We start from the raw sequence: 13,725 nt of genomic DNA, 5'->3' as shown, positions 1-13,725 counted from the left end.
TCGTGGTAACGCCACTCCCCTTACCCCATTTGGGGGGTCCGGGGGCCTCAGGCCCCCGGCCGCCGGAGGCACTCTTCTCTTTTCTCTTAAACACTTATAAATCAAGCTTATACTTATAAAAAGCGGCGCAGCCGCCTTCGGTGGAGACCATGCACGGCCCCACGGGCGTGGCCGGGGTGCAGGCCTTGTCAAAAAGCGGGCACTCGTTGGGGGCCATCTTGCCTTTGAGCACTTCGCCGCAGCGACAGCCGGCCAGGGGCGGGGTCTCCTTAAGGGCCACGCCAGGCAGGCCCAGGGCGTCGAAGGCGGCGAACTCCGGACGAATGGCCAGCCCGCTGCCGGGCAGCAGCCCAAGGCCGCGCCACAGGGCGTCGACCGGCATGAATACCTCGTCCATGACCGCCCGGGCCACGGGATTGCCGTCATCGGCTACCACCCGGGTGTAGGCATTGACCACGGCCGGCTGGCCGCTTTTGCGCATGGCCACAATTTCCAGGAGGGCCGAAAGGATGTCCAGCGGCTCAAACCCGGTGATGACCGCCGGCAGGCCGCAACGCTCGGCCAGAAAGGCGTACGGGGCCGCGCCGATGATGGCCGAGACGTGGCCGGGCAAAATGAAGGCGTCGATATTGATGTCGGGATCGGCCAGCAAAGCGTGCAAGGCGGGCGGAACCAACTTGTGGAAACACAGCACCCGGAAGTTTGTAAGCTGTTGTTCGCGGGCCAGCCGGATGGTGGCGGCCACGGCCGGGGCGGTGGTCTCAAAGCCGACGCCCAGAAAGACGACCGTGCGCCCGGGGTTGGCCGCGGCCACGGCCAGGGCGTCCACGGGCGAATAGACCACCTCGATGCGCGCCCCGTCGGCCTGGGCGGTCTTGAGGCTTTTGCCCTTGGGACCGGGCACGCGCATGAGATCGCCGAAGGTGGCGATGATGACATCGTCGCGGCCGGCCAGTTCCAGGAAACAGGCCACTTCCGATTCGTGGGTGACGCAGACCGGGCAGCCCGGCCCGGTCACGTGGGTGATGGTGGCCGGCAGCAGGCTGCGCAGCCCGGACTGGAAGATGGACACGGTATGGGTGCCGCAGACTTCCATGAACCGAAACGGCTCGGTGGCCTCGGCCCGCAGCCGATCCAGGAGCGCCCGGCACAGGGCCGGGTCCTTGAAGGCGTCAAATGAGTTCAAGGCCCAACCCTTCCTGAAAAAGCTTGATGGTCTCCAGGGCATCGTCCCGGTCCAGACGGCGGATGGCGAAGCCGGCGTGGACAATGACGAAGTCGCCTACGGCCGGGGCCGCGTCGATGAGGTCCAGGCGCACCTGGCGGGTCACGCCGCCGATCTCGACATCGGCTATTTTATCATGGATGGCAGTAACTTCCATGGGAACGGCAAGACACATGGGGACCTCCGGGGCTGGCGGTTGGCGGCAGGCGGCAAGGCAGGCCGTGTGCGGGACATATGCGCACGGAAACAGAACTTGTCAAAAACCGTGGAGTGTTACGCGCCCTCGCCGATTTCAACAACGTCCAGGGCCTTGAAACACTTGGGCGGAATCAACTCCTGATGCACGGCAAACCGGGCCTTGTTGACGGCCTTGTCGGCATCCTCGGCCGCCACTTCGACATCGCCGGAAACCGGCCTTTCGATCTTGGTGCGGTAGCTGACCTCGTAGGTTTCCGGAGTGTCGAGCGGCCGGATGGAGAGCGGCTCGTAGTGAAAATAGGGTTCGTCGGTGCGGGCTGTGGGATGGAGTTTGGCCTGGACAGCGAACATGGCCTGCCCCTTGCCCGAGGCTGTGACCACCTCAACGCCTTCCCGGGCTTCCAGGAGCTTGGTCTCGTAGCGGACGCGAAACTTTTTCATGCGATTTCCCTGCCGGCCCGGCCATGGGCCACGCCGGCCTTTGCTTTTTTCCCAGGGGTTGGTATCAGGACCGAGGCCGGGAGCGAACCGTTTTTTTCAGACACGCCCGGCATCCTCATGCCCAAACGCACCCAGACACCCCTTGCCGCGTCGGATTCGGCGCAACCACCCGAGCCGCCGGCCCGGCTGCCGGCCGACATGCCCCGGGTTTCGGCCGTTCCGACCGATGCCGAGTGCCGGATGTTGTGGGACGCTTACGGCATGTTGCCCAATATCCGGGTCCACAGCGAACTGGTGGCCTGCGTGGCCACGGCCCTGGCCAAAATGGCGTTGCAGGCCGGCCTTGCGGTCAATGTGGCCGAAGTCCGCGCCGCGGCCCTGCTCCACGATCTGGCCAAGACCTACACCATCAGCCACGGCGGCAACCACTGCCAGCTTGGTGCGGCCTGGGTGCAGGAAACGACCGGCAATCCGGCCCTGGCCCAGGGGGTGCTGTGCCATGTCTCCTGGCCCCACCCCATCGATTTGCGGGCCGATTTCCTGCCGCTCACGCTTATTTACAGCGACAAGCGGGTCAAGCACAACCAGATCGTTCCCCTGGAGTCCCGGTTCGACGATCTGCTCATACGCTACGGCACGACGGAATACATCCGGACCCGCATCCGCGAGTCCTTCACCCAGGCCGAGGCCATCGAACGGGCCCTGGCCGAAACAGTGGGCATGGACATCCATGAAAGTACTTTTGGTTGCGGGCGGCTGGTCGAGTGAACGGGTGGTGTCGCTGTCCGGCGCCGCGCAGATCGAAAAAGCCCTGGCAAGCCTTGGCCACGAGGTCGTCCTCCATGATCTGTCCCGGGATTTCCCGGACTTTGTCCGTACAGCCAAGACCTGCGATTTCGCGTTTCTAAGCCTGCACGGCGCGCCGGGCGAGGACGGACTGCCCCAGGCCCTGCTCGACGCCGCCGGGGTTCCCTATCAGGGCAGCGGTCCGGCCGGGTCGTTTCTGGCCCTTTCCAAGGCCGCTTCCAAGCAGCTTTTCACCGAGGCCGGCCTGGACACGCCGCGCTGGACCTTTTTGCCGCGCGGCAGCGCCACGGATACGCAGCCCGACTTTCCACTGCCCTGGTTTGTCAAACCCAATCTTGGCGGCTCGAGCATCCTCATGACCCTGGTGCGGGAGGCACACGAACTGCCGGCCGCCCTGGCCCGGATTTTCGAGGCCGGCGATGACGCGCTTATTGAAGAGGGTCTGGCCGGGCCGGAACTGACCTGTGCGGTGCTTGGCGACGTGGCCCTGCCGCCCATCCTCATTCGTCCCAAGGCCGGGGAATTTTTCGACTATGTCAGCAAATACGAACCGGACGCGGCCGAGGAAATCTGCCCGGCCCCGGTGGCCCCGGCCGTCACCGAGGCCCTTGGCCGCATCAGTCTGGCCGCCCATGCAGCCCTGGGGCTTTCCGGCTACAGCCGGTCAGACTTCATTTTGACCGAAAACGGCCTGAAACTCCTGGAAGTCAACACGCTTCCGGGCATGACGCCGACCAGCCTCCTGCCCCGTTCGGCCAGGACCGCCGGGCTGTCTTTTTCCGACCTCATTGCCCGACTGATTGAACTTGGCCTTGCGCACCGGGCCAAGAGGCCTTAAGTGAGCGCTGCACCCGGGGACACCCGGTCTTTACCCCGGCCCCATTCCGATATACCCTGCCGCCGGCCGCAAGCAGCGGCCCATAGCGCATACGCTCGGAGACACGCATGAAAGCCATCCTGGCCCTCGAAGACGGCACCTTGTTTCACGGCCACACTTTTACCGGCGAGGGCACCGCCGGGGGCGAAGTCATCTTCAACACCGGCATGACCGGTTACCAGGAAGTGCTCACCGACCCGTCCTATACCGGGCAGATGGTGTGCATGACTTATCCCCATGTCGGCAACTACGGCATCAACCCCGACGACGTGGAATCGGCCCACATCCGCGTGGCCGGATTCATCGTCAAGGAATGCTGCAAGGAGCCGTCCAACTGGCGCTCCACCATGACCCTGCCCGACTATCTGACCAGCCAGGGCATTACCGGCATCGAAGGCATCGACACCCGGGCGCTCACCCGCCATCTGCGCCTGCACGGGGCCATGCGCGGCTACATCTCGACCGACGTGTCCGATCCCCAGCGCATCGTGGACGCGGCCAAGGGCCTGCCGTCCATGGAAGGCCTGGGGCTGGCCGACCGGGTATGCTGCGACGCGCCCTTCACCTGGACGGGTTCGGCCATGGTCCCGGCCACAATCGTCGACGGGACCTATGCCTGGCCCGGAACCGGACCGAGACTCGTGGTCTTTGACATGGGCATCAAGTGGAACATCCTGCGGTTGCTCACGGCCCAGGGGTTCGACATGCTGGTCGTGCCCTACACCACCTCGGCCGAAGCGGTGCGCAAGCTCGGCCCGGACGCCATCTTCCTGTCCCCCGGACCCGGCGACCCGGCCGCCCTGACCGATCTGGTCCACACCACCTCGCTTTTGGTCAACGACTACCCCCTGGCCGGCATCTGCCTGGGCCATCAGCTCCTGGGGCTGGCCCTTGGCGGACGGACCTTCAAGCTCAAGTTCGGACACCATGGCCTCAATCATCCGGTCAAGGATCTGGAGACCGGACGCATTGAAATTTCCTCGCAAAACCACGGTTTTTGCGTGGACATCGAAAGCCTGTCCGACGTAGAGTTGACCCACGTCAACCTAAACGACAATACACTTGAGGGCTTTGCCCACAAGACAAAGCCTGTCATCGCCATCCAGTACCATCCGGAGGCAGCGCCGGGGCCACATGACAGCCGCTACTTCTTCACCCGTTTCCGCAACCTCGTGCGCCGGGAGACGGGCAAATAACCACGAGCGCCGTCACGCCGGGGATCAATGTCCGCTGAACTGACCAAAGCCCGGTCGCAGATCAACAAGGTCGGGACGTACCTCAAGCAGGCCAAACCCCTGCCAGCCGTCTCGGCCTTGTATGAAGCCGTTGCTGCGGTCATGCGCACACCGCTTATTCGCTCCGAGAAAGAAGAATTTTCCAAGATCATCACGGATGCGGTGCTGCACTTAAACGGCGACCGCAACCTGCGCAAGGTCTATCCGCTCATCCTTGACTACAAGCCGGGCAGCGAGAAAGAGTTGATCGAACAGCTCCTCAATGTGCTGACCGAGCTTCAGGCCACGGCTGTCGAAGAAGCCAAAGACATCATGGCCGACATGGAGAATCGCATCGAGAAGGGGCTGGCCGAAGGCAAGCTTCTTATCGAGGAAAAGCGTGTCGACGAAGCCAAGATCCTGCTGGAAAAGCTGGCCCGGGAACATCCCCGCGACGCCGACCTGCGCGCCCGTATCGCCGAGCTTTTCATCGGCGGGGGACTCTTCGAGGAGGCCTTCACCTATCTTGACGAGGCCATCGAACTCTCGCCGGACCAGATCCACCATTACAATCGCATCGCCATTGTTTTGCGCAAGCTGCGCAAATTCGACATCGCCGAGAAGTATTTCATGCGGGCGGCGGAGTTCGCCAAGTCCGACCCCAATCTCTATTTCAATCTGGGCCGGCTCTACGTGGACTGGGAACGCTGGGACAAGGCCGAGAAAGCCTCACGACTGGCCCTTCGCCTGTCCCCGGAATTTGTCGAAGCCCGCAAACTTCTCAACTACTCCCTCAAAAAACAAGGCAAAGAGCCCGAAACGGCCTGACCCCTCGCCCGCCCTATCGCAGCACACGGTTCCCGCCGCCCCCCGTGCGGGAGGCGGCGGGAAGCCAATGTTCAATTCCCCCTAGTCGCCCTTGACCGTCTTATAGGTCACAAGCTCCGGCACTCCCCAGGCCGGAGCCAGCCGCTCCAACTCAGCCCGCGGCAACTGCACCAAAAGCGGTTTTTCGACGCGTCCATCCAGGCCAGTACCGCCTGCATGGCCGGCTCGTTCATGGCCGTGCAGCCGACCGTGGGCGCGCCCGGACGACGCCACAAATGAAAAAAGATGCACGATCCCGCACCGGGCTGGGTATCCGGGGCGTTGTGGTCGACCATAAGGCCGTAGCGGTACAGCCCGTCCGGCCGCAGCATCCGGTCGGGTGCAGTCCAGTCCACCTCCGCAACCGTATTTTCGTCCACAATGCGGTTGTACCATTTGGAATTGATGGTTTCCACGCACACCGTCTGGCCCGTGACCCGGTGCATGGGCATCTTCGTCGGCTGCCAGGTATCCTCGGGACGGTAGGCAAAGGCCGTGCTGAAGGTGAATACCCCGGCCGGCGACCGGCCATCGCCCTCCACCTTGGTCGGACCATCCCCCGGGACCGCACGGTGCAGTCCCCGGCCCCAGGCCAGACCGTTCTTGCCCAGGGTCACGGCCACGTCGTCGCCGACCGGCCGCCAACTCCCGCCCCCCTGGCGCTCGAAACGGCGCAGGCGGGCCTGATTGTCGTTGAAGCTCTCAGCCACCACCAGGACGAGCTGGCTCGAACCGGCCAGTGGGGAGGGGCCGACAGCCAACGGCTGTTGCGCCGTGGGCCGGGCAGCCGGGGCAGCCGTAGTCTGTCCGGTCCGGCAGGCAGGCAAAAGCAGGGTGGCAACGGCAATGAGCGCGGCAAGCATACGGGTATCAAGCATAATGGATCTCCGGGATATGATCTGTCAGGACAACCAACGAGACCCGACCCTACGCCAAGCCAGCCGCTGTTGGGAAGCCTGGGGTTTCAAAAAGCCCTTCTTTTCCGGGGCTGCCGTGTTTGGAATCAACGTGTGGCGAGGCCACTGCCCGACCACTCTTGACTTCAGAGTGCGCTATGGCATGGTCAAAGAATAACGAGCCTGCTGCCGGCCTGAGGCAGTGACGCATCCGCCAAGAGGTATGGAGCATTGCATGATCGCATGGGACGAATCTCTGGCTGTCGGTGTCGATGAAATCGATGCCCAGCACCAATCCATCATTGCCCTTATAAACGATTTAGCCACCCGCAAAAACCAGGCGGACGAGGCCACAACCACCCAGGCCCTGCATTTTCTACGCAATTATCTACACGACCATTTCGAGCTTGAGACGGAACTCATGCTGGATATGGGCTACCCGGACCTTGAAGCCCATCGCCAACAGCACGAGCTTTTCGTCAATCACATCATTTTTTTTGAAATCGAGAAAGAATTTGGAGTGGTAAGCGAGCAGATGCTGGCTGACATCCTGGCTTTTCTCAAGGATTGGTTCCTCAGCCACATCCAGCGTGAAGACAAGGCGCTGGGACGGTTCGTCCGGACCCAGGCTCTTTCCGGCTAACCCCCATTTTTCCCGCCATATCTGACAGCGCATCCGGCCCGTCGCCCCCCAGGCGGCGGGCCGGATACGTTCGTGTCCAGGCCCGGCCTTCGCCCGGCTTCTGCCCGGGGCTGTGCCGGGCACCGCCAGCGTAGGAAAGGGAACCTTGCGACGTCGCCAGGAAAGGGCCGGCGACAAGCAGCCGGGGCCACGAGCCCTGGGCATCTCCCGGACAAGGGCAAAGCCCGTCAGCTCAGGCCAGCGACAACAGCAACTCGGCCACCTTGCGGCTGTCGGCCTGGCCGGGATTGTCCTCCCGGGCCAGGGGCACATCCACGACTTCCACGCCAAGACGCCGGATGGCGGCAATATCCAGGGGAGCGTCGTAGTGTGCGCCCTTGCTGTCCACCACAACGAAGTGCAGGAGGTCCTCGCGCCGGCAGGACCGGGTGCAGCCGGTTTGCAAGGCCTCAAGAAGCCGGGCTGTCTGTCCGGCCACGGTCATTCCTTGCTGCTCGGGGTCATGGCCGAGGTTTGGGATGTAGACCTTGGGACAGTTGGTGGCCACGACCGCGTCGCCGACGCCCTGGGGCAGCAGGTTGGCCAGCAGGCTCGAATAGAAGCTGCCGTAGGGATAGCAGATGACGTCGGCCTGCCGGATGAGTTTGTCGGTCTTTTCCCGGATGCGCACGGTGACCGGGGTCGGGTCGTCAAGGGTGGCCGTCAGCCACAGCCGGGTGATGGGCGAGGCGATGGGGGCGGCTTCCTTGCCGGTCATGCAATGCTGGCCGAGAAGGACCTGGCCGTCGGCCAGTTCGCAAGCCAGATGCAGGTCGGCATTGACAATGGGCCGCACCACGCCCCGGGCTTCCACCAGTTGCATGAAGAGGTAGATGACCGGGTCGAGCATCCGGTTGTAATTGAAGTAGCCGCCGGTCAGGATGCAGTTGCCGATACTGGCCCCGCGCAGATCAAAGTCCTTGGGGCGGCGCGCCTCGAAAAAGCGCAGATGGGTGCGGATGATCTTGCGCAGCGGATCGGGCACCCGCCGGATAAGGGGGTCCTCGCCATTGATCAGGCGGCCGAGGCGGGCGGCCAGTTCGTCCGGGGAGGCGTCTTTGGGCAGGCGAAAGGCAAAGAGGTCGAACACGGCCGGGTTGCCGGTGATGGAGCGGTCGGCCAGGGCCATGATGCGATTGCGCAGATCGCCCACGGCCGGCATGGCAAAGGCCCGGCGCAGCACGGCCGAGGAGCCGCCGGAATCAAAGGGCGTGATCAGATGGATGGATTTGGCGGTGTATTCGATCAGGGTTTCACTGAGATGGCGAAGGGCCGTGCCGCCGCTGAAAAAAAGGAGCCTTGGCCCGAGCTCCGGGCGCGACGGTAAAGCGCGGCCCGCGACGGATCGGGTAAACGGACGGTCCGGGTGATGGTCACCCGGGGGTGGCTTTGCTCTCTGGCACGACGGTTCCTTTCTGGCAATGCGGGTCCGCTGTTGCGGACGGCAAACGAGTTATGCGCCCTGGGCCAGGGCGTCCAGGCACAGGGCGGCAGCCCGGGAAAAATCCACGCCGCCGGTCACGGCCAGGACCGGGCACTGGCCAAGCAGGGCCAGATAGTCGGCATGAGCGGCCGGACGGGGACCGTGCCCGAAGAGCACGCCCAGGTCCTTGGCCAAAGCCGGCAACAGATCGCTGCGGCTGGAAAGCGTGGTCCACTTCGCCTGCATCTCTCCGCCGTCGGGTTTCCAGGCCAGGACCACCAGGGCGGCCAGTCTGGCCCGCAGCCGCACCCGTCCCGGACCGAAGCAAGCGGCGATGGGCGCATCGTATTTGCGTTCAAGCTCCCACAACTCCCGGCTGGGCAGCCCGGCATAGGCAACGCGCTCGTCGTCGGAAAGAAGGCTGTGCAGCCTGTCGTTGGCCAGGATCGTGCCGGGGTTGACCCGGGGAGGCCGGGCGATGCCGGTGAGGTAGAGGCCCGAGGCATCGGCGTTGACGAGAGCCCGGTCGTTGGTGAGAAAATCCGCGCCGTGGCGCATGATCTCCAGGGCCAGGGTGGATTTGCCGGCTCCGGCAAAGCCGGAAATGGCCAGGCCGGCCGAGGCGGTGGCCACCCCGGCGGCGTGGAGCAGACGCGCTCCCCGGCACAGTTCAAAGTCGGCCAGACGGGCGTTTATCGCGTTGACCACCTGCTGCGGCTGCCCGGCGCATGGTCCGAGGACGCAGTTGCCGGCCTGGCCGAACACGAGCCACAGGCCGGTCCGACGCTTGCGCACGATCCGGCCGTCGGGCAGGTCAACGTATTCTTCCTTGGCTCCGGCCTCGCCGTGCCGCACAAAGGGCAACTCAAACCCGGGGGAGTTCCCGTCAATGGCAGACACCACCACATCGGGCGCGCCCCCGTCGCCGGCGAATTCCGCATAATGGCGGGCCAGGGCCTCGGCCAGGGCCGGGCTGTTGGTGCCAACGGCCAATCGGACCCCGGCCAGAAGCAGATCCAGGGTATAGGGCAGAGCCATCCGGCTGGCCGCAATCACAGCGGCGCAGGTTGCCGGGGCATGGCCCGTGGTGTGATCGGCGTTCACGGTTAACGAGGCTGGCATTTCTGGCTGAGGATGACGCCCTTGACGATAAAGACCAGGATTTCGCCGAGGTTGGCGGCATGGGCGGCCATGCGTTCAAAACTGCGGCAGGCCAGGATGGCCCGCACGCCGGTCTCGGGGGTGGCCTGGCACTGGGACAGGGCCTCGGTGATGCAACGCATGGCGGAAACCGCCAATTCACGAGCCCGCTCATCGAAACGGCACACTTCCATGGCCGCGTCCACGTCGTCATCGACAAAGGCCCTGGTCGCCAGGGCGAACATGGCGGCCACATGGTCGGAAAGCGCCACCAGCATCCCGTCGCAATCGCCCGGCAGCCCGGCCCCGGCCAGCGCCCCCTCGGCAATATTGACGGCCTCGTCAGCCAGCCGTTCCAGATTGATCACCACCCGGGCATAGCCGACAATGCGGCGCAGATCCAGGGCTACGGGTTGTTCCAGGGCCAGAAGCTTGAGGCAGGCCTCATCGATGTCGCAGGTATTCTGGTTGATGGCCCGGTCGGCCTCGATGACCTGTCTGGCCAGGGCCAGATCTCGGCCGAGATAGGCGGCCACAGCGCCCTGGCGGGAGGCCTCGGCTTGGCCGCACAGGGCAACGACACGCCCCTTGAGGGCCTCCAACTCGGCATGAAAATGGGCTCTGGTTTCCATTGCTGCACTCCCGACGTCTGGGCGTCTCTCGTTTGGCGTCACGGACAGGACCAAAGAGAATCGGACGCGGCCTAGCCGAAACGGCCGGTCACGTAGTCTTCGGTCTGCTGGTTGGCCGGACGGGTAAAAATGGCTTCAGTGGGGCCGACTTCGACGAGTTTGCCCATGTAGAAAAAGGCGGTGAGGTCCGAGACCCGCGCTGCCTGCTGCATACTGTGGGTGACGATGACGATGGTGTAGTTGCGCTTGAGTTCGGCGATCAGCTCTTCGATCTTCTGGGTGGCGATGGGGTCAAGGGCCGAGGCCGGTTCGTCCATGAGGAGCACTTCCGGCTCCAGGGCCACGGCCCGGGCGATGCACAGGCGCTGCTGCTGGCCGCCGGACAGGCCCAGGGCCGAGTCGTACAGCCGGTCCTTGACCTCGGTGAAAAGGCCGGCCGAAATCAGGCTCTTTTCCACCTGGGCGGAAATGAAATTGCGATCGGTCACCCCGCCCACCCGCAGCCCGTAGGCCACGTTTTCAAAGATGGTCTTGGGGAAGGGGTTGGGTTTTTGAAAGACCATGCCCACCTTGCGCCGCAGTTCGACCACATCGAGGCTTGGCACGTTGACCTTGACGCCGTCGAGCAGCACGGCCCCTTCGGTGCGCGTGCCGGGGATGAGATCGTTCATGCGGTTTAGGCACCGCAGGAATGTGGATTTGCCGCAGCCCGAAGGACCGATCAGGGCCGTGACCTGATGTTCGGGGATCTCGAGATTGATGCCTTCCAAAGCCCGGAACCGGCCGTAATAGAAATCCAGGGTCTCGGCGGCCATTTTGACGCTCTGCTGCATGGGGCAAGCCGTCCTTGCGCGATGTGCCCGTACGGTCCGAAGACCGGCCCGGCCGTACTCCGTATGCAGCCTGCCCATGACGATCGCGCCATGGCTTTGTGGCAAACCGGTGACAATCGGCAACAGCCCGGGAAATCAGACCTTCGCGCCAAGAGGGGCCCGCCGGTCGCGCACATAGGAGTTGCCGGGTTTGGTCTTGGCGAATTTTTTCACTTCAGCCACCCGCTGGCTGAACTCCTCGGTGCTGAAGGGAATCTCAAAAGCACAGTCCACAATGCCCATGGACAGCGAGACCAGCGGGAACATGCCCGGCGTGCCGTCCCGGGCCTTGCCGGAAATGGCTCCCCTGATCTGATCCTCCGGGGAATAATGGCCGAGAATGGCCCGGGCAAAGGCTTCGATGGTCTGCCGGCACAACGGCTCAGCCTCCTGCCGGGGGGTGATGCAGACAAAATCATCGCCGCCGACATGGCCCAGGAAACAGTCCGGCCGGCCGTGCAGGGCCTCGGCCAGGACCCTGGCGGTCAGCAGGATGACCTTGTCGCCGTTGGTGAAGCCGTAGGCGTCGTTGTAGACCTTGAAATGGTCCAGATCGACATACACGCAACTGACCGGCAGGGCGATTTTGGCCCGCCGGTTCACTTCCTGCTCAATGGCCATGTTGCCGGGAAGACCGGTCAGGGGATTGGAGCCCTTGGCCAACTCCACCTGCACCTGGGCCAGGGAATCGAGCATTTTTTGCACTGACACCGTCCCGACCAGGAGCCCCTCGGCATCCACCACCACAATGTCGTCATAGACCATGGAAGCCTCGCGGTTCATGGCCTGCCGGGCCACGGCTTCCACGGCCTGGGTGGCCTCGGCCAGGAGCGGACGCGGATTCATGATCCGCGTGACGGACTTGTGGGCGAAAAGCGAGTTGCCGTAACGGGTGCTCAGCCGCCGATCAAGGTGGTAGTTCATGACAATACCGACCGGCCGGCGGTTGGACGCCACCACCACATTGGTCATGGGCGGCCGCTCGCCGAGAAGCTCCTTGACCTCGTCCACCGTGGTCTGGGTGTCCACGGTGAGGCATTCATCCGCCAGCTTGCCGATGGGAGCCGAACACTGCCGGGCCACGCCGCCGAGGATGTCGAAACTGGCTTTGGGCGGCAGCTCCCCGACGGTCTCGGATTTGGGGCAGGCCGGATCGCCGAAATGCGGGCCAAGGGCCGCAGCAACGCCCATGGAAGCCACCGTGGACAGGGCCAAGTCGGATGCCACGCCGCCAACGGCCATCCGCGCCCCGATCTTGTCCGCCAAAAGGGCGAGGGTTTCGAGCATCACCCGTTTGAAGGGATTGGCCTCAACCGCCTCGGCCAATCCCGGGCAGGTCTTGATCCAGTCGGGCCTGGCCCGGGACAGGAGCAGCAAATTGGAAGCCCCGCCGCCCACGTCGTCGGCAGCCAGCTCAAATCCGGCGGCCCGGTGGGCCTCCAGGCGCTCAAACAGGCAGGACAGCTCTCCTGGCCCGCTTGTTTCGGACAGGGACAGCACCACATTGGCCGGGCCAAGGCCCAGGCGTTCCAACGCCGCAACCAACCGGGCCGGAGCAAAGGCCGGATCGTCAAGGCTGGCGTGGCGGATGGGCAGGAAGAGCTTCTGGCGTTCGGCAACCGTCCCCAGGTGGGCCAGAGCCAGTTCCCGAAAGACCCGGTCAAGCGACGCCTCCTCGCCGCACTGGACGGCAAAGTCCCACAGGAGCAGGGGATCGGCAAAGGGACCACCGGCATCCCCGCGGATCGAGACCTCCCAGCCAAGGACCCCTGCAGCCGACAAATCGGCCACGGGCTGGTAGCGCACATCAAGTTCGCGGGCGGCCAGGAGGCGTTCGAAGGTCTGGTGGAGCTGGCAGCGCTCGGCGTCGAATTCGTTTTTGCCCATGCACTGGGCCTGGCACAGGGCCTTTAGAATATGATGCGGCCCCGGCTCGCCAGAGCCGGCGTCCAGGCGGGCGTAGCCGATGTCCACTGCCAGATGGCGACCGGCCATATGGGTGAAACGGCGGGACAGGGTGTCTGACAGGCCTGCTCGGAAGGCGGAAAAGGAGGCCAGCACCCCGCCGCCATCGCCGGGACAGGACCGGGGCGAAAAAAAACAGGCATGGGCCGCCACCCCGGTCTCCTGGAGCCGCAGCAACGCACAGTCCGGAAAATAGCGGGCAAAGCCCTCTCGCACGGCTTCGGCCAGCTGGCGCAGGATCTCGTAGCCGGCCTGCAGGTCGATCTCGGGCAGTATCCGGGAAAATGCGGCAATCTCGACCGTGACGACCCCGATATCGGCCCCGGCCCGAGGGCCAAGCTCACGGCACAAGCCGGCCGGACCGGCCAGGCACTGCGCTTCCCCGTCCGCCGGGCCGCTTCGGGGCTCCGGACGCGTCTCAAGCGCCCCTTTGACGTAGTGCGTCGTCTCACTTGTCCATTCCATGCAGGCGTCTCTCTGGGACGG

At 64.3% G+C, this 13,725-nt stretch carries 14 protein-coding genes; 5 read left to right on the top strand and 9 right to left on the bottom strand.

Features of this window, described 5'->3' with window-relative positions; genetic code table 11:
- Positions 1–94 precede the first annotated feature (94 nt).
- The 3 genes from hypD to DVDV_RS00285 form a co-directional block, all read right to left on the bottom strand.
- A complete protein-coding gene (gene hypD / locus DVDV_RS00295) occupies positions 95–1,186 on the bottom strand; it encodes a hydrogenase formation protein HypD (protein WP_075352743.1) in 1,092 nt (363 codons plus the stop codon).
- On the bottom strand, positions 1,173–1,400 hold the full coding sequence (locus DVDV_RS00290) for a HypC/HybG/HupF family hydrogenase formation chaperone (RefSeq protein ID WP_075352742.1): 228 nt from the start codon (positions 1,398–1,400) through the stop codon (positions 1,173–1,175). Before DVDV_RS00290 ends, hypD begins: the two co-directional genes overlap by 14 nt.
- A 98-nt stretch (positions 1,401–1,498) precedes the next feature.
- A complete protein-coding gene (locus DVDV_RS00285) occupies positions 1,499–1,864 on the bottom strand; it encodes a hypothetical protein (RefSeq protein WP_075352741.1) in 366 nt (121 codons plus the stop codon).
- A gap of 117 nt (positions 1,865–1,981) precedes the next feature.
- Between DVDV_RS00285 and DVDV_RS00280 the strand changes: the two genes are divergently transcribed.
- From DVDV_RS00280 to DVDV_RS00265, 4 genes are all read left to right on the top strand, one after another.
- Entirely contained in the window at positions 1,982–2,632 is a 651-nt protein-coding gene (locus DVDV_RS00280; protein ID WP_075352740.1) for an HDIG domain-containing metalloprotein, read from the top strand.
- A complete protein-coding gene (locus DVDV_RS00275; protein ID WP_075352739.1) occupies positions 2,595–3,509 on the top strand; it encodes a D-alanine--D-alanine ligase in 915 nt (304 codons plus the stop codon). Before DVDV_RS00280 ends, DVDV_RS00275 begins: the two co-directional genes overlap by 38 nt.
- 107 nt (positions 3,510–3,616) lie before the next feature.
- Positions 3,617–4,744, top strand: a complete 1,128-nt coding sequence (gene carA / locus DVDV_RS00270; RefSeq protein ID WP_075352738.1) for a glutamine-hydrolyzing carbamoyl-phosphate synthase small subunit — start codon at positions 3,617–3,619, stop codon at positions 4,742–4,744.
- 27 nt (positions 4,745–4,771) lie between these two features.
- A complete protein-coding gene (locus DVDV_RS00265; RefSeq protein WP_075352737.1) occupies positions 4,772–5,590 on the top strand; it encodes a tetratricopeptide repeat protein in 819 nt (272 codons plus the stop codon).
- Positions 5,591–5,697: 107 nt separating this feature from the next.
- Here DVDV_RS00265 and DVDV_RS00260 read toward each other — a convergent pair whose 3' ends face one another.
- Positions 5,698–6,507: a L,D-transpeptidase gene (locus tag DVDV_RS00260; protein WP_368482898.1), complete on the bottom strand. Its 810-nt coding sequence runs from the start codon at positions 6,505–6,507 to the stop codon at positions 5,698–5,700.
- A gap of 253 nt (positions 6,508–6,760) precedes the next feature.
- On the opposite strand from DVDV_RS00260, the gene DVDV_RS00250 reads away from it, so the two are divergent.
- Positions 6,761–7,168, top strand: a complete 408-nt coding sequence (locus DVDV_RS00250) for a bacteriohemerythrin (RefSeq protein WP_075352735.1) — start codon at positions 6,761–6,763, stop codon at positions 7,166–7,168.
- 232 nt (positions 7,169–7,400) lie between these two features.
- Here the strand turns inward: DVDV_RS00250 and DVDV_RS00245 are convergent, their stop codons facing one another.
- The 5 genes from DVDV_RS00245 to DVDV_RS00225 all read right to left on the bottom strand — a co-directional run bounded on the left by DVDV_RS00245 (position 7,401) and on the right by DVDV_RS00225 (position 13,704).
- Complete coding sequence (locus tag DVDV_RS00245) at positions 7,401–8,453, bottom strand: GAK system CofD-like protein (RefSeq protein WP_254845170.1); 1,053 nt, start codon at positions 8,451–8,453, stop codon at positions 7,401–7,403.
- A gap of 207 nt (positions 8,454–8,660) precedes the next feature.
- A complete protein-coding gene (locus tag DVDV_RS00240; protein ID WP_254845164.1) occupies positions 8,661–9,734 on the bottom strand; it encodes an HprK-related kinase B in 1,074 nt (357 codons plus the stop codon).
- A gap of 2 nt (positions 9,735–9,736) precedes the next feature.
- A complete protein-coding gene (gene phoU, locus DVDV_RS00235; protein ID WP_075352734.1) occupies positions 9,737–10,402 on the bottom strand; it encodes a phosphate signaling complex protein PhoU in 666 nt (221 codons plus the stop codon).
- A 71-nt stretch (positions 10,403–10,473) separates the two neighbouring features.
- Positions 10,474–11,235, bottom strand: coding sequence for a phosphate ABC transporter ATP-binding protein PstB (gene pstB, locus DVDV_RS00230; protein ID WP_075352733.1), 762 nt, complete (start codon positions 11,233–11,235; stop codon positions 10,474–10,476).
- A gap of 135 nt (positions 11,236–11,370) precedes the next feature.
- Positions 11,371–13,704 carry a GGDEF domain-containing protein gene (locus tag DVDV_RS00225; protein ID WP_075352732.1) on the bottom strand — a complete coding sequence of 778 codons (2,334 nt, stop codon included), beginning with the start codon at positions 13,702–13,704 and terminating at the stop codon, positions 11,371–11,373.
- Positions 13,705–13,725: the final 21 nt, after the last annotated feature.

The organism is Desulfovibrio sp. DV (genome assembly GCF_001936595.1).
In the GTDB taxonomy this organism is placed as follows: domain Bacteria; phylum Desulfobacterota; class Desulfovibrionia; order Desulfovibrionales; family Desulfovibrionaceae; genus Solidesulfovibrio.
Note: the sequence above shows the minus strand (reverse complement) of the source record. Positions and strands in the feature narration are given on the sequence as shown.

Coding starts and splice junctions, on each gene's coding strand:
- DVDV_RS00290 (WP_075352742.1), bottom strand. CDS start 1,400: ATGTGTCTTGCCGTTCCCATGGAAGTTACTGCCATCCATGATAAAATA.
- DVDV_RS00285 (WP_075352741.1), bottom strand. CDS start 1,864: ATGAAAAAGTTTCGCGTCCGCTACGAGACCAAGCTCCTGGAAGCCCGG.
- DVDV_RS00280 (WP_075352740.1), top strand. CDS start 1,982: ATGCCCAAACGCACCCAGACACCCCTTGCCGCGTCGGATTCGGCGCAA.
- DVDV_RS00275 (WP_075352739.1), top strand. CDS start 2,595: ATGAAAGTACTTTTGGTTGCGGGCGGCTGGTCGAGTGAACGGGTGGTG.
- carA (WP_075352738.1), top strand. CDS start 3,617: ATGAAAGCCATCCTGGCCCTCGAAGACGGCACCTTGTTTCACGGCCAC.
- DVDV_RS00265 (WP_075352737.1), top strand. CDS start 4,772: ATGTCCGCTGAACTGACCAAAGCCCGGTCGCAGATCAACAAGGTCGGG.
- DVDV_RS00260 (WP_368482898.1), bottom strand. CDS start 6,507: ATGCTTGATACCCGTATGCTTGCCGCGCTCATTGCCGTTGCCACCCTG.
- DVDV_RS00250 (WP_075352735.1), top strand. CDS start 6,761: ATGATCGCATGGGACGAATCTCTGGCTGTCGGTGTCGATGAAATCGAT.
- phoU (WP_075352734.1), bottom strand. CDS start 10,402: ATGGAAACCAGAGCCCATTTTCATGCCGAGTTGGAGGCCCTCAAGGGG.
- pstB (WP_075352733.1), bottom strand. CDS start 11,235: ATGCAGCAGAGCGTCAAAATGGCCGCCGAGACCCTGGATTTCTATTAC.
- DVDV_RS00225 (WP_075352732.1), bottom strand. CDS start 13,704: ATGGAATGGACAAGTGAGACGACGCACTACGTCAAAGGGGCGCTTGAG.